We start from the raw sequence: 18,245 nt of genomic DNA, 5'->3' as shown, positions 1-18,245 counted from the left end.
AATCCATAACCAGAACCTTAATAAAAAGCCGCATAACGTGGCTTTTTTATTATCAAAAGGAAAATAAAAGTTAAAATTATTATTTTTTAATAGTTAAAACTATTGACTCAATTAATAGATAAAACTATATTTAATTATATTAGTTGAACCATACTGAAAACTAAGTCTAAACATAACTTCTATTTCTATAAGTGAGACAATTATGAAAGAAGAAATAACAGACAACCCAAGCTCAACTCAATCTAATTTTGAACAAACTTTATGGATGCCTAACTTTAAATCTAATATTTTGATGATAATTAAAATGTTAGCTTTCTTATCAATAGGTTTTGTTATTTGGCTGATTGCAGCTGTTCTTGCAGTAAAATTTTTTATCGCAACATAACAATAGATATGTCATATCCCCACAATAGCAAGTCAACCTACAATAGATAGCTATTAATAAAGTTTCCTCTCTTCATAATCAATGAAGCACGAACACGAATATATAGGAATCATCCTCTTTTTTACTCTATATCAATGTATAATTCCCAATTATTAAAAAGGTACTGAAGTTCTGCTCAGTCCTTTTTTATTTCTGATTTGATCAAAACCCGTAGAAATTCTAGGCATTTTAAGTTTTATGGCATGTATAGGTCTGAAAAGATTTTAATTTTATAAATCAATATTTTAAAATTAATCTCAAACATAGAGTGACTATCAACTACTCAGTTGTCCCATACATATATCCCAATTTCATAAAATTCCGACTATTTTACTTGGTTTATTAATCATTATCGCTCAAAATATACCCCTCTTTCATAATGTGAGAATTTCATGACTGATGCTTTGGTATTAAAAGATTTGTCCAAAACATATCGTAATGGTTTTCAGGCGTTAAAAGGTATTAACCTCATTGTGCCTGAAGGTGAATTTTATGCGTTGTTAGGCCCAAATGGTGCCGGCAAATCAACAACCATTGGTATTATCAGCTCCCTCACAAAAAAGACCTCAGGAACAGTTGAGATTTTTGGGCATAATCTCGACACGCATCCATCCTTGGCAAAACAGCAGCTTGGCGTTGTACCCCAAGAATTTAACTTCGGGCAATTTGAAAAAGCATTCGATATTTTAGTCACTCAAGCTGGCTATTACGGCATTCACAAAAAGATTGCCGAAAAACGTGCCGAACATTATTTAGAAAAACTTGGCTTGTGGGAAAAACGCAATATACAAGCACGTATGCTGTCTGGTGGTATGAAGCGCCGTCTAATGATTGCCCGCGCCATGATGCATGAGCCTAAACTTCTTATTTTAGATGAACCTACTGCTGGTGTAGATATTGAATTACGCCGTTCTATGTGGGATTTTCTAACCGAAATGAACGAAAGTGGTACTTCTATTATTTTAACGACACACTATTTAGAAGAAGCAGAAATGCTCTGTCGTCAAATTGCCATCATTGACCGTGGTGTTATCAAAGAAGACACCAGCATGAAAAGTTTCTTAAACCAGTTGAGTGAAGAATCTTTTATTTTCGATTTGGCAGAACCGATTGCCCCACTCCAGTTAAATATTATTGGTGTGAAATTCAACTTAATTGATAGCAGCACTTTAGAAGTAACAATGGATAAGGCTCATACATTAAATGACTTATTCCAACTTTTAGAGTCACAAGGTATTCGTGTTCGTAGTATGCGTAACAAATCAAATCGCCTCGAAGAACTATTTGTCAAAATGGTTGAGAAAAATCTTGAAGGAGAGGCAAAATGAACTTTAACCAACTGCAAATTGCCCTCTGGACTTTAGTTCGTAAAGAAGTACGCCGATTTCTTCGCATTTGGCCACAAACCTTATTACCACCTGCGATTACTATGAGCTTGTATTTTGTCATCTTTGGTAATTTGGTTGGCTCACGTATTGGACAAATGGGCGGCGTAAGCTATATGCAGTTTATTGTGCCCGGCCTGATCATGATGGCTGTTATTACCAACAGTTATGCGAACGTATCTTCCAGTTTCTTTAGTGTAAAATTCCAAAAAAGCATTGAAGAACTCATTATGAGCCCTGTGCCATTACATATTATTTTATGGGGCTATGTCATTGGTGGTATCTGTCGTGGTGTATTAGTGGGTGCCATTGTTACTGCGATGAGTATGTTCTTTACTGACCTTTTTATACATAACTGGTTCGTAACTATATATACAGTCTTAATTACATCTGTTTTATTTTCCTTAGGCGGCTTCATTAATGCAGTCTATGCGAAATCATTTGATGATATCTCTATTATTCCAACATTTGTACTTACTCCACTCACCTACTTAGGTGGTGTGTTTTATGCCATTAGTGCACTTGGTCCTTTTTGGCAAAAACTTTCTTTAATTAATCCTATTGTGTATATGGTTAATGCTTTCCGTTTTGGCATTTTAGGTCATAGCGACGTGAACGTTACGTTCTCTTTAATCGTTGTGACATTATGTTGTGTTGTACTTTACGGAGTTGCTTACTATTTACTTGCTCGTGGTTCAGGAATGCGTGAATGAGTGTCGAACAGTCTTTATTGGGTAAAGAAACCCAATATCCAACTAGCTATCAACCCGATGTGTTATTTCCAATTGCACGTGCTCAATCTCGTGAAAATTATTCACATATTGAAGGCATTACCCAAGGTAAAGATTGGTGGCATGTTTTTGAAATCTCTTGGTTAAACTCGCACGGTATTCCACAGGTTGCTATTGGCAGAATTACATTGCCAGCTTCTTCACCAAATTTGATTGAATCAAAGTCATTAAAACTTTACTTCAATAGTCTTAACTTCGCTCAGTTTGACTCTGAAGCGTTATTCATTGAAACAGTTGAAAAAGATTTATCGGCTGCGGCAGGCGCAAAAGTTGAGCTAACGCTATTTCAAGTAGATGATCTCGATATTTCCAAGCCACAAGGCATTTGTATTGATGATCTAACACCTGAACGTTTAGAACAACATCCCGATGCATCACTTTTAAAATTAGATGAGTCTGGTGAAGAAGTTGAAATTGAACTGTATTCTCATCTTTTGAGAAGTAACTGCCCAGTCACGGGACAACCTGATTGGGGTACAGTTTTTATCCGTTTTAAGGGCAAAAAACCTTGTTATCGTAGTGTTTTAGCTTATATTATCTCGTACCGTCAGCATAACGGTTTCCACGAACAGTGTGTTGAGCAAATCTTTGCAGATGTTTGGCAAAATTTGCAGCCTGAAAAGCTGATGGTTTATGCAACTTATACTCGCCGCGGTGGACTTGATATCAATCCTTGCCGAGTATCGGATCTATCATGGATGCCAAAACCGATTCGATTGGCACGACAATAAAACGAATAATTTGAGGATACACCATGCCGTTTTTTGGTTTTACCCCTTCTGAAGGCTTATTGAACGATATGCAGACTGGAATTACGAATAAAAATTCTAGTGAACCGCTATATCCACTTCGAGACAAAATTGCTTTACAACTCAATGAAGAAATTATTGATAATGTACTGATTCAGTTAGTACAACATTTCCCAGCGAGTGAAAAAAGAGATACTGCCGAAAAACTTGCTGGTTATGTCAAATCTACAGTTGCCGTACTTTTAAAGCAATTACTCAGTAAAGCACCAAATGATGTTGTTAAACAGTCAGTTGAGTTTTCAGAGAAAAGCTTATTTAAAGATCCACAAGGTCAATATAAAGTTGGCGTAGCTTTAGATGCTGGCTTAGTGACTAATTTGAAGCATAATTTTGCTGAGCTTCAAGCAGGTAATGACATTAATAAAGCAGCATTAGCGGAACTCTATAAACAGTTTGGTGATGCTATGGTTAGACACTTTATGTCTGATTTTAACAAGACACTAGATTTAGGCATGATTAAGCGTAAAGCAGCCGATATTGGCGCTGCTGCTGTGACTAAAGCGGTTCATATCGCGATCGATAAACTCATTCCAAGTTTAAATCGCACTGAATTGAAAGCGATGGCTGAATATCATGATGGTCTATTCTTTAACTAATAAAAAATAGACTATCGGAAACCTGGCAAACGCCAGGTTTTTTTATTGCAAAATATTGATATACATTGCCATAAATCACGTTTATGTTAGCATGCGCCAAGCACTGATTGACCTAGTTAAAGCCGCATGTCTCCTAGTCCACAATATAAATTTTTACGCCAAGCTCCTCGAGATGGTCTTAGTACTGCCATGCAACCATCACGCTGGCAGCAACTTCATATTGACCCTTGGTTATGCCTATTTTTATTCCTAAATGCTCTGTTAGGTTTAACGGTACTATATAGTGCATCTGCACAAGATGTCGGCTTAGTCAGTAAACAGGCTATGAGCTTTGGTATTGGCTTTTTAGTCATGATTGGTCTGGCTCAAATTCCTCCAAAGGTTTATCAAGCTTTTTCACCCTACTTTTATTTATTTGCACTATTTTCCTTAATTGGAGTTATGGTCTTTGGTGAAGTTCGTATGGGAGCTAAACGCTGGATTGATATTCCCGGTTTTGGAAGTGTGCAACCCAGTGAGTTCATGAAAATTGGCATGCCAATGATGATTTCATGGTTTTTAGCACGCAAACCACTTCCCCCTAGCTTTTCTCAAGTTGTTTTATCATTAATGTTAATTGGTGTTCCTTTTTTACTCATTGCGGAACAACCTGACTTAGGAACATCTCTACTCGTATTAGCCAGTGGTATTTTCGTACTATTTTTAAGTGGTCTTTCTTGGCGTATGATCGGCGCAGCAGCAGCCTGTGCCGCTATTGTTATTCCAATTGCATGGGAATTCCTTTTACACGACTATCAACGTCAACGTGTTCTAACGCTACTTGACCCAGAAGCAGATGCATTAGGAACAGGCTGGAACATTATTCAATCTAAAACAGCTATTGGTTCTGGTGGTTTCTCTGGTAAAGGTTTTCTTGAAGGGACACAGTCACATTTACACTTTTTACCAGAAGGTCATACTGACTTTATTATTGCGGCTTACTCCGAAGAATTTGGCCTGATTGGCGTACTTATATTAGTTATTCTTTATTCAGCTATTATTTTTAGAACATTTCAAATTGGTTTACAAAGCTTCCATAACTATGGACGCTTAGTTGCTGGCGCCTTTGGTTTGTCTTTTTTTGTTTATGTATTTGTAAACGCAGGAATGGTCAGTGGTATTTTACCTGTAGTGGGTGTTCCTTTGCCTTTTATGAGTTATGGCGGTACCGCTATTATTACTTTAATGGCCACTTTTGGTTTAGTTATGTCTATTCATACACATCGATAATTTGGAATTTAAAAAAGATATGTTGTCTCAATTTGTTAATAAAACTTTAAAAGTACTCGCTTTGTGTACTGGTCTAGTGAGCACAAGTCATTTTGCTCAGGCCAATGATTTTGTAAATGATCCTAATTATTTAAATTTTAAACAAAAAGCCATGAACACTTATGGTCTAAGTAGTGTACAAGTAGATGCCGCGATGAGTGGTGCAAAAAATTTACCAAACATTATAAATATTATGACTCGCCCAGGTGAAAGTAAGCCTTGGTACGACTATCGCTCTATGTTTTTGGTTGAAGGCACTATTCAGCGTGGTGTCCGCTTTAAAAACCAATATGCAGATGCACTTAACCGAGCTGAACAGCAATTTGGTGTCTCTCAAGCTGTCATTTTAGGTATTTTAGGTGTTGAAACAGGATATGGAGCCAATAAAGGTTCTTTCATCACTCGTGACGCGCTTGCGACATTAGCATTTGGTTACCCGCGCCGTGCTGATTATTTCAGTGATGAGTTAGCTGCTCTGATTGCATGGACCTATAAAGAAGGCTATCCAACCAATAGTATTGTTGGCTCTTATGCTGGAGCAATTGGCTACCCACAGTTTATGCCAAGTAATATCAGTAAGTATGGAGTCGATTTTGACGGTAATGGGCACATTGATCTTCGTAACTCTGCGGAAGATGCTATTGGGTCAATCGCAAACTACTTAGCAAAACAAGGATGGCAACGCGATCAACCGATTGGCTTCATGGCTCGTTATGTCGGCTCAAATCCAGAAAATATCATTGCCAAAGACCTAACTCAGCCCTCTCCATATGGCGTACTCAAAACTCAAGGGATTTCACCATTAAACCCTTTAGTTAAAATTGATGACCTAGATATGGTAAATGTTATTCAATTACAAGACTATAACGGTCCGATTTACTATTTAACCTATCCAAATTTTCAAGTGATTACCACTTACAACAAAAGCCGAATGTATGCGACTGCAGTATGGTTGTTAGGCACAGAAGTAGCTAGCCGATAGGCTAGCTTTTTGATGAGTTTATGTAAAAGTCAATAAATATTTTTGTTAAATCGATCACAATACACACATTTTAAATACCTTGTTACATATTTGGTTATTTTTTAATCTAAAACTGTAAGTTTTTGCCCTTTTTGTAACTATTTCTCGTTAAAGACTAGACACTCTCCGTAAGCGATGAATATTATCCACCCCAATCAAGCAATTGCAAAAGTGAATAATTAGGCATGTTCACTTCAATTTTTAGCCTGCCGGCTAAAAGAAAAAGAGCATGTTCTCAGGAGTTTATATAAATGCAGTTATCGCTGAAATACATTCTTGCACTGACGGCTAGTTTAAGTATGGCCCCGCTGCACGCTGAAATGATGCAGTCATCATCATTAAACAGTGATGTAGATGGTCCAAATGCTAATTTAGCTGCCCGTGTGTTGAGTAAAGATACTCAAAGCTTTAATTCTCGTTTTTCTAACATTAACAGTCTTTCAATCACTGAACGTTCTGGCGATCAAATTCGTCGTCAAGCTATCGCAGCTAAAATTGAAATCCCTGAAGATGAGCCTTCAGTGATTGAAAAACTTAACACAGTAGCTTCAAATACTGTTCGTAAGTTTAGCCAAACTGGCATGGCATCTTGGTATGGTCGTCAATTTCACGGCCGTAAAACTGCAAGTGGTGAAACATTCGACATGAATGCACTTACTGCTGCTCACCGTAGTCTGCCATTGAACTGTTATATCCGTGTTACAAACAAAGACAATGGTAAAAGTGTGGTTGTAAAAGTAAACGACCGTGGTCCATTCCATGCAAATCGTGTACTTGATTTATCATACGGTGCAGCAAAACGCCTTGGTATTACCAATGCAGGCACTGCAAAAGTAAGTATTGAACGTGTAGACGGTCCTACTTCATAAGCGCTTACTCCTAGAGTTCATGAAAAAGCCACAATTTAATTTGTGGCTTTTTAATTTTTGGAGTTCACGATAAAAAAATTATGTTCAAAAATTTTATGTTTCTACTCATTTTCCAATTACAAAATTGATTATTTTTTAACCCAAAAACACATCATTTTCTGACCCATCTTTTTTTGCTTATATTTTTCGATTACAGCCATTTTAAAAAAATTACGCTACCCTAGTACCACTTTAGTCTAAAAAGAGCTATTTATCGCGTTTTAAGACAAGTTGAGTTGAGTCTTTTCTATTATTTTCCCACTTCTCATAAAAAAGTGCTTTTCTGGGTCATTTCCTCACTTCAAAATCCAAAAATAACTAACCTGATTTTCCTTAAATAAATCTCGCTCTTTTTTAAGTCCAACTTTGAACTTTTTCCCTCCTGTTTTTCCGAACAATGAGTCATTAAATTTTTAAAGATACATAAATGAACGATAAGGAAGATTTGCGACTTTCTTGTCTACCCACCTAACAACAGGATAAAATATAGACATAAAAAGAATGACTCAAAATTAGACACGGAGAACAAGGTCTATGAAATCTATTGATGAATGGTTTGATGAATATAGTGAAAGTCATCAAAATCCAACAAATAAAAAAATCCACTGGGTATGCGTTCCCGCTATTTTATTTTCTATTATCGGAATCATTGCCCACTTTAGCGCCTTACTCACTGCTTTACTCATTGTACTGACTTTAATTTTCTATGCTCGACTCGATCTTGTACTTGCAGTAGCAATGGCTGCACTTCTCGTTGTGATGGCTTGGCTTATTTATGTCTTACCTGTAGGGGTGGGATTTTATATTGCTCTTTTTGTAATTGCCTGGATTGGACAATTTTACGGACATAAAGTTGAAGGGAAAAAACCTTCCTTCTTTAAAGATTTACAATTTTTATTGATTGGTCCAGTCTGGTGTATGGATGCCTATCTTGCAAAAATATTACCTAAGTGGAAAAGTCGCCAAAATAAATTGATTACTCAATAATTTTTAAAAAGCTGAATCTTTTTTGGATTCAGCTTAAATTTACTGATTTATTAGAAAATTTATAAAATAGAAAAATGCTAGGCTGAGTAGAACACTGGGCAAAATTTTTTTGAAATAGAAAGCAATTACAATACAAAATACTGTCGCATATAAATATGGATTATCTAAAGTGCCTCTCAATTCATTTCTTTCAAAAAAGATTACCGGTATAGAAATAGCACTCAATAAACAAGGCGCTGAATAATTCAGCATTTTATTCATCAGTGCTGGTAATTTTACTTTTACATTAGGTTCTAAAAAATAATAACGATTAAAAAAGACAATTACTGCCACACCTAAAATCATGAACCATGACATTTCATTTTTCTCCTACTCTATTTTCCACAATAACGGCAATAAGCATTCCCAATAAACCGGAAATCAGAATGGCGCCTTCAATGTGAAAAAATTTGAGAACAAAACCACTAACACAAGTTGTTAAAACTCCTGCTATGACAGGTTTTCCTTTACACATAGGAACAATCATGGCCACAAAAATAGCAATAATCGAAAAGTCTAAGTGATAAGACAATAAATTAGGAATCGCCGTAGCCAACAAAATTCCAACTAGACTAAAAACTACCCAGAATAAATAAAAACTTATACCAGCCCCTAATAAATAGTGGGGATGTCTTTTTTCGTTCGGAGCACTTAGCGCAAATAATTCATCTGTTAATAGAAAGCCTAAACTTAATCGTTTGGGTAAAGACAAAATAGAAATATCATTTCTTAAAGTTAATGCATAAATAAAATGCTGTGCAGTAAGAAAGAAAATCGTGATATAGATCGTTAATAATGATGCACCTTCCATCACCATACTCAAACTGACCAATTGTGCAGCACCAGCAAACACAATTCCTGACATTGCTAATGCTTTATAAAATGATAAACCTGCATGAATTGCCATTGAACCAGCCAAAATAGCCCACGGAATAACCGAAATACATAATGGCAATATATCTACCGCCCCTCGTAAAAAAAGATACGAAGGATGGTTTTTAGAAAATCTAATAGATTGATTTAAACGAGTATTCATCTCTAGACATCTATAACATTAAATATTTATAGATTTTCTTCTATGCAGATTAGCTTCTCTTGAACAAAATTGTGTTTAGAAATGAAAATAAATTTTAGAGATTAAGGCTTGCTACATACTGGTTAGGTGTAACGCCCATCGCCTTTTTAAAGTGACGGTTAAAATGACTTTGATCAGAAAATCCGCATTGCTGTGCAACCATTACAATTTGAATACCCTGTTTTAATAGCTGCCTCGCCTTTTGCAAACGTGCCTGCACTAACCATGCATGAGGTGGTAAACCCACATGTTTTTTAAATTGCCTTAAAAAATGCCAAGCACTTAATCCGACCATGTCAGCCAGTTCCTGCAAAGAAAAATTCTTTTCAGGCATATCTGCCAACAAATCTTTAACCTTTAAGACTTTCGAATAAGCTTCTGGTAGCTCACAAAAGGTATGTCTCGACTTCCCATGACGCATCATCAAACATGCTAATGTTGATAAATACATGGTTTCTTTAAGCAGAAAATTATCTTTTTGTTCTAATAAATCAAATAATAAGCAAAGTTGTTGAGATAATCCCAAATCTTGAATAACTGCTTGAGGGAACCAAGGTGCACCATGAAAATTTTCAAAAAAATCCTGACTCACTTCAGCGAGCATTTCCGGTGTAGGGTAAATTGCCCGATAGCGCCAACCCGAATCGACAGCAGATGAACCTGTGTGGATTTCATCTGCGTTCACCAAAATAATGTCACCTTTAGGAGCAACATGTAGTTGACCAGTCCTAAAAAAAGACTGCGCACCTTCTTCAATCACACCAATACAATACCCTTCATGGGTATGCTTTGAAAATTGCGTTTGGTGATAATGTGCTTTTAATAGTTCTAAACCGCCCAACTCTCGCAAATGCAAGTAGTCAGCCTGTTCCTGGTGCATATATACATCTCATCTATTTATCTGAAAAAAACATAACATGTTTTAAAAAGATGCATAGAACAAAATTGCTGTTGGGCCGAAATGAATACCCCTTTTTCTATTGGTAAATACGTCCATTATGTTTCAACCAGCCATTCTCATGACGGTTTTGTGGATCATGATGCGTCCAATGCAATACACCACCTTTCTCGTTATATTCATATTCACCATTAAATTCGACTATATCCCCTTTATGCAAATCTTCAATTTTTGATGCTAAATCAATATTATGAGCCACTAAAATTGAAAGGCCATTTTTTAATACAAGAATAAATTTCTGATGTTTTGTCCCATCATTATCTTCTTTTAAAATTGCTTTTACTCGACCACTTCCCTGCACTTGAACATTACTTTGTCTGCGGTCATAGGCAGTTTTTATAGTATCTATCCCATCATTTGAAAACGTAGTTTCAGTATGCTGAGTTACAGGACTTGATGATGGCGATTGATTTTTTTTATGCCCAGATAAATCTAGACCGAAATATGCAGCAATCAATAAAACAATAATGCCGCCAATACTCAGATTTTTTTTATTTGTCATCTTTATATTCCGATTTCAATAGGGATAAAAAAAGCCCCATAGGGGCTTTTTTTATTGTGATACGAATTACTTCGCAGCAGCTTGAGCAGCAGCAACTTCTTCAGCGAAGCTCATTTCTGCTTTTTTCTCAATACCTTCACCAACTTCGAAACGTACGAAGTTAGCAACAGTTGTACCAGTCGCTTTTAATACGTCAGCAACTTTTTTGTCGTTGTCGATAACGTACATTTGACGATCAAGAGCAACTTCGTTTAAGTATTTCTCAACAGAACCAGTTACCATTTTCTCAACGATGTTCGCTGGCTTACCAGATTCTAACGCTTTCGCTTCAGCAATTTCTTTCTCTTTAGCGATAAGGTCAGCTGGAACAGCTTCAGCACTTACTGCTACTGGGTTGAATGCAGCAACGTGCATTGCAATACCTTTACCAGTCTCAGCATCACCTGTGTAAGAAACTACAACACCGATTTTTAAACCGTGTTTATAGATAGCCAAGTTTTCGCCTTCAACGATTTTCGCGCGACGAACCTGGATGTTTTCACCGATTTTTTGAACAAGCGCAATACGAGCTTCTTCAACTGATTGGCCATCAGCCAATTTTAATTCAGCGATTTTAGCAGCATCAGTTTCGCCAGCAGCTAAAGCAGCAGCAGCAACTGCGTGTGCAAAGTTAGAGAAGTTTTCGTCTTTAGCAACGAAGTCAGTTTGACAGTTTACTTCAACTAAGATCGCTTTATTACCGTCTTGAACGATAGTGATTGCACCGTCAGCAGCAATGTTGCCAGCTTTTTTAGCAGCTTTAGCTTGACCAGATTTACGAAGGTTATCAATAGCAAGTTCGATGTCACCGTTCGCTTCTGTTAATGCTTTTTTGCATTCCATCATTGCAAGACCAGTACGGTCACGTAATTCTTTTACCATGCTTGCAGTAATTGCAGTCATGTTGATCTCCTAAAATCGGTAGAAAATAAATCTGTTCAACAAAAACGGCCCAAAGAAACTCTGGGCCGTTTGCACTCTCGACGCTTAATTTGCCACCATTACATGTCGCAAAAATGACAAGCCTGCGTCAAAAAACGCATTAAGCCTCAGAAGCGTCTTTCGCAGCGTCATCGCCTTTTGCTTGAGCGTTCGCTTGAGATTGAGCGTATTCTTTACCAGCAAGAATTGCGTCAGCCATAGCTGAAGCATATAAAGTTACTGCACGGATCGCATCATCGTTACCAGGAATAACGTAATCAACGTTGTCTGGGTTAGAGTTTGTATCAACGATACCGATAACTGGAATACCTAAGTTCTTAGCTTCTTTAATTGCAATCGCTTCGTGATCAACGTCGATTACAAATAATGCGTCAGGTAAACCACCCATGTTTTTAACGCCGCCTAAAGAGCGCTCAAGTTTTTCCATCTCACGAGTACGTTCTAAAGCTTCACGTTTAGTAAGCTTAGCAAAAGTACCGTCTTGAGATTGAGTTTGAAGATCTTTTAAACGGTTGATAGATTGGCGAAGTGTTTTCCAGTTCGTCAACATACCACCTAACCAACGGTGGTCTACATATGGTTGACCAGCGCGTTGAGCTTGTTCACGGATGATGTTAGAAGCAGCACGTTTTGTACCAACGAACAAAACTTTGTTCTTTTTGCTTGCTAATTGGTTAGCGAAGTTCAAAGCATCATTTAACGCAGGAACAGTGTGCTCAAGGTTGATGATGTGAATTTTGTTGCGCGCGCCAAAAATGTATTGACGCATTTTTGGGTTCCAGAAACGAGTTTGGTGACCAAAGTGCGCACCTGCTTGAAGAAGGTCGCGCATGCTTACGTTGTAATCTGCCATTTTCTTTACCTTAAAAGTTGGGTTAGGCCTCCATATATCCGCATTCTCCACCTTTTTACGGGCACCCAGAGTAATGTGACGATATATGTGCGGATTTTTTACTCCATCTATCAATATTCTTCGTAAAAGATATTCACGAAAAGCATTTGATAAAATGGGCGGCTATTTATACCATATACACTTATAAATTACCAAAAGTTTTTAGAGATCATGAACAGTACTTATACAGCTCCACGTCGATTAATCAAAACTCCAGATGAAATTGAAAAAATGCGCATTGCAGGACGACTGGCGGCTGAAGTTCTAGAGATGATCAAGCCGTATATTAAGGCCGGTGTAAGCACACTCGAGCTTGATACGATTTGTCGTAATCATATTGAAAATGTACAGCATGCTATTCCGGCTTGCGTAGGTTACGGTGGTGCTCCAGGACGCCCTGCTTTTCAACACTCTATCTGTACTTCGGTTAACCATGTCGTATGTCATGGTATTCCATCTGAAAATAAAATCTTAAAAAACGGCGACATCCTTAATATTGATGTAACCGTAATTAAAGACGGCTATCACGGCGACACGAACATGATGTACATCGTGGGTGGTGAAACTTCTATTTTGGCAAACCGTTTATGTAAAGTTGCTCAAGAAGCAATGTATCGTGGAATGGCTACAGTTAGAGATGGTTCATATTTAGGTGACATTGGCCACGCAATCCAAAAATATGTTGAGTCAGAACGTTTTAGCGTAGTACGTGAATATTGCGGTCATGGTATTGGTACCGTTTTCCATGACGAACCTCAAGTACTGCATTATGGCCAAGCTGGCACTGGTATGCGCTTAGAAGCAGGTATGACCTTTACGATTGAGCCAATGGTCAATGCTGGTGTTTGGCAGACTAAATTGCTTGGTGACAAATGGACTGTTGTAACGAAAGACCATAAACTCTCAGCTCAATATGAACATACTATTTTGGTCACTCAAACAGGTATTGAAGTGTTAACCGCTCGTCCTGAAGAAGACCTTTCGCGCTTCAATTAATAATTTAATCAAATTTAATAAAAGGCTACTTTATGTAGCCTTTTATTCTTTATTTTGTACTTTTTATTAATAAATCTTTCCAAACATAAACAAATATTTCAAAAACATTACAATTATTAATTTTTATTACACAATCATTTTAATAAAACGCGTTATGGTGGGCTCAATAAAAATCAGTAAACAAATGTCCGGACATGGAGTCCTTTATGATGAAAAAGTCATTATTTTGTATGACAGCTGCCTTTTTTGCTCTGCCTACAGTCACTTTCGCTGCTTCACCATATTTTAGTTTAAAAGATGGTGATGGTTTCAAACGTTTTTCGGTCTCGGCTGGTTGGCTCCATGCTATGCCTCAAGGCTCAGGAAATCCTGTTAATATCAATACTAGCGTTGCAGAAGGTACAACATCTAAAGTTGGAGATGTATCTACAAAAGCCGTTTTAGATGCAATCGATCAAAGTAAAACTTCAGGAAAATTCTGGTATAGCACTATTAGCCTTCTTGATAAGTTTACAGACACTCTTCCCTCATCACTTGCAGGTACAGCAGAAGTTAATGGTCTTTCTCAATGGCAACAACAAGGTTCTGGCTTAGAAGCTTCTGATGTTGATACTGTTGGCCTTATGTTTAACTACAACTTTACGGACAATTTATCTTTAGAAATTAAAGGCGGTATTCCTCCTAAAGTAGATATTAATGGAAAAGGTAATATTTACGCTCCCCTTTCTGGAAAAGCGACTCCACTAAAAGATGGATCTTCAATTGGAGAAATCATAGGAGGTGGAATTTCCGGGGCGGGTGGAGATATTCCTTTAAAACAAGATATTCATATTACTGATCTTTCTCAAGGGGGTAAGGCTGCGACTGCACGTGCATGGTTACCAGCAGTTGAACTACACTATCAATTTGGTAAATCTGGGGTAAATAAATTCCGCCCATATGTAGGTGCTGGGGTCATGTATGCCTATTTTAATGATTTAAAAATGAATTCTGGTATTGAAGCCGATTTAATTCAAGCGGGACACATGATCCAGAATATCCATGATAATAAGGCAGGTGCAGCATTAGATCGCAAAACATCTTCAGCAAATCCTATTGTGAAACTAGAAGCGACTGATACTTTTGCACCTATTGTTACTATCGGGGCAACTTATGACTTTAACCCAAACTGGTTTGCTGTCGGTTCCGTTTCTTATTCAAAAATGAATAGTGAAGCAAAAATTTATGTTACTGACCAAAATACAGGTAAAGAGCTCATTAAAGCGAATACCAAAATTGATATTGATCCACTCATTACCTATGTAGGTTTAGGTTACCGCTTCTAATTTTTAAAAGAACCTAAGCTATAAAAGCTTTACTGAAGCTTTTATAGCTTTTTTATTAGGCAGATTAAGCCTGCTTCTTTTTAAACCAATATGCTAAAAAAATGAGCACTTTTTATGGAAGCTCTAGCAATATTTAGCTTCTATCATTCTTATTAGCATTTTTCGTTTCATACTTATTTTATGATTCATTTTCTTAACCTCTAACTAATTTAATAAAATTAAAAACTAAGGTTTTCCTTTTAGTAAAAATTATTTTTTGGCACGTCCTTTGCTTTATTTACAGCATGATGAATCAATGGCGATTCAATGGATAAACCAAGACGGCCAATGACGTCCGCTCTGATCGGTATGCAGATAGACAATTCATTTTGTCATGCAAATTAAAATTTCGTTCAGTTCAGGGGGACGGCGTATGTCTTCAAATATCAATCTAGATGCAAAAAAAGCAACTGAGATTAAATTATTTAGTTTCTCAACTCCAGCCATGCGTGCCTTTCACATGTCTTGGCTCGCGTTCTTTGTCTGCTTCTTCGCATGGTTTGCCTGTGCTCCATTAATGCCTGTTATTAAAGGCGAATTTGGCTTAACAAAAGATCAAATTGCCAATATTAATATTGCCGCCGTTGCGATTACGATTTTAGTACGACTCGCTGTTGGACCACTTTGTGATAAATATGGTCCACGAATTACCTATACAGCCCTACTCTTACTCGGCAGTATTCCCGTATTTGGTGTCGCTGCTGCCAACAGTTATGAATCTTTTCTATTCTTCCGTTTGCTGATTGGTGCAATTGGCGCAAGCTTTGTCATTACGCAATATCATACAAGTATTATGTTTGCACCTAACGTTGTAGGTACAGCAAATGCTGCAGCGGCTGGTTGGGGTAATGCTGGTGGGGGTGCAACTCAAGCTTTAATGCCTTTATTACTCGGTGCAATTGTCATGTTTGGTGTTGAACAGACTATGGGCTGGCGCATTGCACTCATCGTACCTGGTGTAATGATGGTGATTGTTGGCATCCTTTACTGGAAACTTACCCAAGACTGTCCTCAAGGAAACTTTAAAGTAGTTCGTGCACAAGGTATTGAAGTTGGCAGCGGTAAAAAAGGCGGTATGGCAATTTTAATGCAAGCTGCTCGTAACTACCGTGTCTGGATTTTATTTGTAGCTTATGGCGCATGCTTTGGTATCGAAATTTTCATCCATAATGTAGCAGCCATGTACTATGTTGATCAGTTTAAAATGGATTTAAAAACGGCTGGTTTAACTGCCGGAATATTTGGTCTTCTCGCATTATTTGCTCGTGCACTTGGCGGCATTATTTCCGATAAAGTCGCACTTACAAAAGGTTTAGATGGACGTACTAAAGTACTTGTACTCATGATTTTGGGCGAAGGTTTATTCTTAATTCTTTTCTCTCAAATGAACGGCGTCACTCTCGCTATTCTTTCAATGACGATTTTTGCACTATTTACCCACATGGCCTGCGGCGCAACATATGCTCTTGTACCATTTATAGACCGCAATGCATTAGGCGGTGTTGCTGGAATTATTGGTGCAGGTGGTAATGCAGGTGCAGTTGCAGCAGGATTCTTGTTAAAAGGTGTACTTGATGTTCAAACCTGTCTATTTATTTTAGGTGGACTGGTTATGATTGCAGGTTGTAGCGTAATTTTGATTCGCTTCACAACCGAGCACAAAGAAAAGGAAAAAGTACTTTTTGAACAGGCTTTACTTGAACGTAATTCTGCAGCTTAACTTTTATAACAAGCAGAAATCAAAATGATTTTTGCTTGTTTACTTTTTTATAATGCCCCACACTTCTTTCGAACTTTTTAATTCTTCTTAAATATTTTTATAGATATATCGATATTATTCGATATATCTTCTACAATAAATGACCACATTATTATAATTTTCCATTAACGATGACTAAAACTGCTCACAACTTTTCCCAGCCACTTATCTATATGCTGATTGGTAGTGCCCTTATTTTGGCTCTTTCTTTAGGTGTTAGGCATGGTTTTGGACTTTATTTGGTCCCAATGAGCCATGAGTTTGGCTGGGGTCAACATGTTTTTAGTCTTGCAATCGCCATGCAGAACCTGATCTGGGGTGCAGTTCAACCTTTTACTGGCGTAATCGCAGATAAATATGGCAGTAAAATTGTGGTTGCTGTTGGCGGATTACTTTACGCCCTCGGCTTACTATTAATGGCTTTTAGTTCAAGTGTACTCATTTTGAATTTAAGCCTAGGTCTTATTATTGGTTTAGCTTTATCAGCAACCTCCTTTACAGTTTTACTTAGTGCAGTAGGCCGAGCTGCCCCTCCAGAAAAAAGAAGTATGGCAATGGGGATTGCAAGTGCAGCAGGTTCTTTCGGTCAGTTTATTATGTTGCCATCTACCCTTCTCTTACTTAAGACAGTGGGATGGTCAGAAGCCCTAATAGTCAGTGCGCTGTTAATTGCTCTTATTATTCCCCTTGCATGGATGTTAAAAGAACCAAGCAATCAAACACCAAAAGCAATTGCACAACCTCAGCTTACATTTAAACAAGTACTGAATATTGCCAGAAAACATAAACCCTTTTGGTGGTTAGCTTTAGGTTTTTTAGTATGTGGATTCCAAGTTGTTTTCTTAGGTGTACATTTACCCGGCTATTTAATCGATCAGGGCTTTGATGCAGCCACAGGTACAGTATTTCTTGCTTTGGTCGGGTTATTTAATATTGCAGGAACTTACGGTGCAGGTTGGTTGGGAGACCGTTTCTCGAAACCTAAATTATTAATGGCACTTTACGGAAGCCGTGGCATCGCAATCATTGCCTTTCTATTATTACCTTTAAGCACTTATACGGTATATATTTTTGGCATCATCATGGGACTTCTATGGCTTTCTACAGTTCCGCTTACAAACGGCATTGTCGCGAATATGTTTGGTGTTAAATATCTTTCAATGTTAAGTGGTATTGTGTTTTTCACCCATCAAGTTGGTTCTTTCTTTGGCGGTTGGCTTGGCGGTGTTAACCATGACTTAACAGGGAATTACAATGCGATTTGGCTATGTTCAATAGCTTTGAGTATATTAGGGGTAATTGTACATTTCTTTGTAAATGAGGAGGCTGTTATTCATGACACATAATGCCTTACTTTTGAAAACAATTATGACTTTCTTCATTGTAGCTCTTCTGGTTCTTTCTATCGTTTTATGGAAACAGACACCTGATTTATTTGAATATTTTAATC

The 18,245-nt window shown here is 37.4% G+C and carries 19 protein-coding genes; 13 read left to right on the top strand and 6 right to left on the bottom strand.

From position 1 onward, the window contains the following. The first annotated feature begins 202 nt into the window (after positions 1 to 202). The 9 genes from AC1PJ9_RS10725 to AC1PJ9_RS10685 all read left to right on the top strand — a co-directional run bounded on the left by AC1PJ9_RS10725 (position 203) and on the right by AC1PJ9_RS10685 (position 8,229). On the top strand, positions 203 to 385 hold the full coding sequence (locus AC1PJ9_RS10725) for a hypothetical protein (RefSeq protein WP_289736926.1): 183 nt from the start codon (positions 203 to 205) through the stop codon (positions 383 to 385). Positions 386 to 816: 431 nt separating this feature from the next. Beyond that, positions 817 to 1,752: an ABC transporter ATP-binding protein gene (locus tag AC1PJ9_RS10720; protein WP_311086876.1), complete on the top strand. Its 936-nt coding sequence runs from the start codon at positions 817 to 819 to the stop codon at positions 1,750 to 1,752. Beyond that, positions 1,749 to 2,522, top strand: coding sequence for an ABC transporter permease (locus tag AC1PJ9_RS10715; RefSeq protein ID WP_077165428.1), 774 nt, complete (start codon positions 1,749 to 1,751; stop codon positions 2,520 to 2,522). Before AC1PJ9_RS10720 ends, AC1PJ9_RS10715 begins: the two co-directional genes overlap by 4 nt. Continuing rightward, a complete protein-coding gene (gene queF / locus AC1PJ9_RS10710) occupies positions 2,519 to 3,331 on the top strand; it encodes an NADPH-dependent 7-cyano-7-deazaguanine reductase QueF (RefSeq protein ID WP_311086875.1) in 813 nt (270 codons plus the stop codon). The genes AC1PJ9_RS10715 and queF overlap by 4 nt, the downstream gene beginning before the upstream one ends. Positions 3,332 to 3,354: 23 nt before the next feature. Beyond that, complete coding sequence (locus tag AC1PJ9_RS10705) at positions 3,355 to 4,005, top strand: hypothetical protein (protein ID WP_311086874.1); 651 nt, start codon at positions 3,355 to 3,357, stop codon at positions 4,003 to 4,005. A 126-nt stretch (positions 4,006 to 4,131) separates the two neighbouring features. Continuing rightward, a complete protein-coding gene (gene rodA / locus AC1PJ9_RS10700) occupies positions 4,132 to 5,274 on the top strand; it encodes a rod shape-determining protein RodA (protein WP_019457155.1) in 1,143 nt (380 codons plus the stop codon). A 19-nt stretch (positions 5,275 to 5,293) separates the two neighbouring features. Beyond that, positions 5,294 to 6,295: a lytic murein transglycosylase B gene (mltB, locus tag AC1PJ9_RS10695; RefSeq protein WP_019457156.1), complete on the top strand. Its 1,002-nt coding sequence runs from the start codon at positions 5,294 to 5,296 to the stop codon at positions 6,293 to 6,295. A 290-nt stretch (positions 6,296 to 6,585) separates the two neighbouring features. Continuing rightward, complete coding sequence (locus AC1PJ9_RS10690) at positions 6,586 to 7,203, top strand: septal ring lytic transglycosylase RlpA family protein (RefSeq protein ID WP_002052473.1); 618 nt, start codon at positions 6,586 to 6,588, stop codon at positions 7,201 to 7,203. Positions 7,204 to 7,776: 573 nt separating this feature from the next. Further along, positions 7,777 to 8,229 carry an Mpo1 family 2-hydroxy fatty acid dioxygenase gene (locus AC1PJ9_RS10685; protein WP_311086873.1) on the top strand — a complete coding sequence of 151 codons (453 nt, stop codon included), beginning with the start codon at positions 7,777 to 7,779 and terminating at the stop codon, positions 8,227 to 8,229. A 39-nt stretch (positions 8,230 to 8,268) separates the two neighbouring features. On the opposite strand, the gene AC1PJ9_RS10680 is transcribed toward AC1PJ9_RS10685, so the two are convergent. The 6 genes from AC1PJ9_RS10680 to rpsB all read right to left on the bottom strand — a co-directional run bounded on the left by AC1PJ9_RS10680 (position 8,269) and on the right by rpsB (position 12,637). Then, the gene (locus tag AC1PJ9_RS10680) at positions 8,269 to 8,586 is read right to left on the bottom strand and encodes an AzlD domain-containing protein (RefSeq protein ID WP_311086872.1); all 318 of its coding nucleotides are present in this window, start codon (positions 8,584 to 8,586) and stop codon (positions 8,269 to 8,271) included. A gap of 1 nt (position 8,587) precedes the next feature. Further along, complete coding sequence (locus AC1PJ9_RS10675) at positions 8,588 to 9,304, bottom strand: AzlC family ABC transporter permease (protein ID WP_311069328.1); 717 nt, start codon at positions 9,302 to 9,304, stop codon at positions 8,588 to 8,590. A 94-nt stretch (positions 9,305 to 9,398) separates the two neighbouring features. Continuing rightward, positions 9,399 to 10,223, bottom strand: a complete 825-nt coding sequence (locus tag AC1PJ9_RS10670; RefSeq protein ID WP_311069329.1) for a helix-turn-helix transcriptional regulator — start codon at positions 10,221 to 10,223, stop codon at positions 9,399 to 9,401. A 97-nt stretch (positions 10,224 to 10,320) separates the two neighbouring features. Continuing rightward, a complete protein-coding gene (locus AC1PJ9_RS10665; RefSeq protein WP_311069330.1) occupies positions 10,321 to 10,803 on the bottom strand; it encodes a DUF3465 domain-containing protein in 483 nt (160 codons plus the stop codon). Positions 10,804 to 10,869: 66 nt separating this feature from the next. Further along, entirely contained in the window at positions 10,870 to 11,745 is an 876-nt protein-coding gene (gene tsf / locus AC1PJ9_RS10660) for a translation elongation factor Ts (RefSeq protein WP_311069331.1), read from the bottom strand. A gap of 139 nt (positions 11,746 to 11,884) precedes the next feature. Continuing rightward, positions 11,885 to 12,637, bottom strand: coding sequence for a 30S ribosomal protein S2 (gene rpsB / locus AC1PJ9_RS10655; protein WP_001982118.1), 753 nt, complete (start codon positions 12,635 to 12,637; stop codon positions 11,885 to 11,887). A gap of 210 nt (positions 12,638 to 12,847) precedes the next feature. Here rpsB and map point away from each other — a divergent pair, with 210 nt between their 5' ends. The 4 genes from map (at position 12,848) to AC1PJ9_RS10635 (ending at position 18,141) form a co-directional block, all read left to right on the top strand. Then, positions 12,848 to 13,672 carry a type I methionyl aminopeptidase gene (map, locus tag AC1PJ9_RS10650; RefSeq protein WP_309949298.1) on the top strand — a complete coding sequence of 275 codons (825 nt, stop codon included), beginning with the start codon at positions 12,848 to 12,850 and terminating at the stop codon, positions 13,670 to 13,672. A gap of 206 nt (positions 13,673 to 13,878) precedes the next feature. Further along, entirely contained in the window at positions 13,879 to 14,997 is a 1,119-nt protein-coding gene (locus tag AC1PJ9_RS10645; protein ID WP_311069332.1) for an OmpW/AlkL family protein, read from the top strand. Positions 14,998 to 15,409: 412 nt separating this feature from the next. Continuing rightward, on the top strand, positions 15,410 to 16,756 hold the full coding sequence (locus AC1PJ9_RS10640; protein WP_311086871.1) for an MFS transporter: 1,347 nt from the start codon (positions 15,410 to 15,412) through the stop codon (positions 16,754 to 16,756). Between the two features lie 170 nt (positions 16,757 to 16,926). Beyond that, positions 16,927 to 18,141, top strand: coding sequence for an MFS transporter (locus tag AC1PJ9_RS10635; protein WP_311086870.1), 1,215 nt, complete (start codon positions 16,927 to 16,929; stop codon positions 18,139 to 18,141). The last annotated feature ends 104 nt before the right edge of the window (positions 18,142 to 18,245 follow it).

The sequence above is a fragment of the Acinetobacter sp. 70_2 genome, from assembly GCF_056736115.1.
This window is presented reverse-complemented; position numbering and strand designations above follow the sequence as displayed.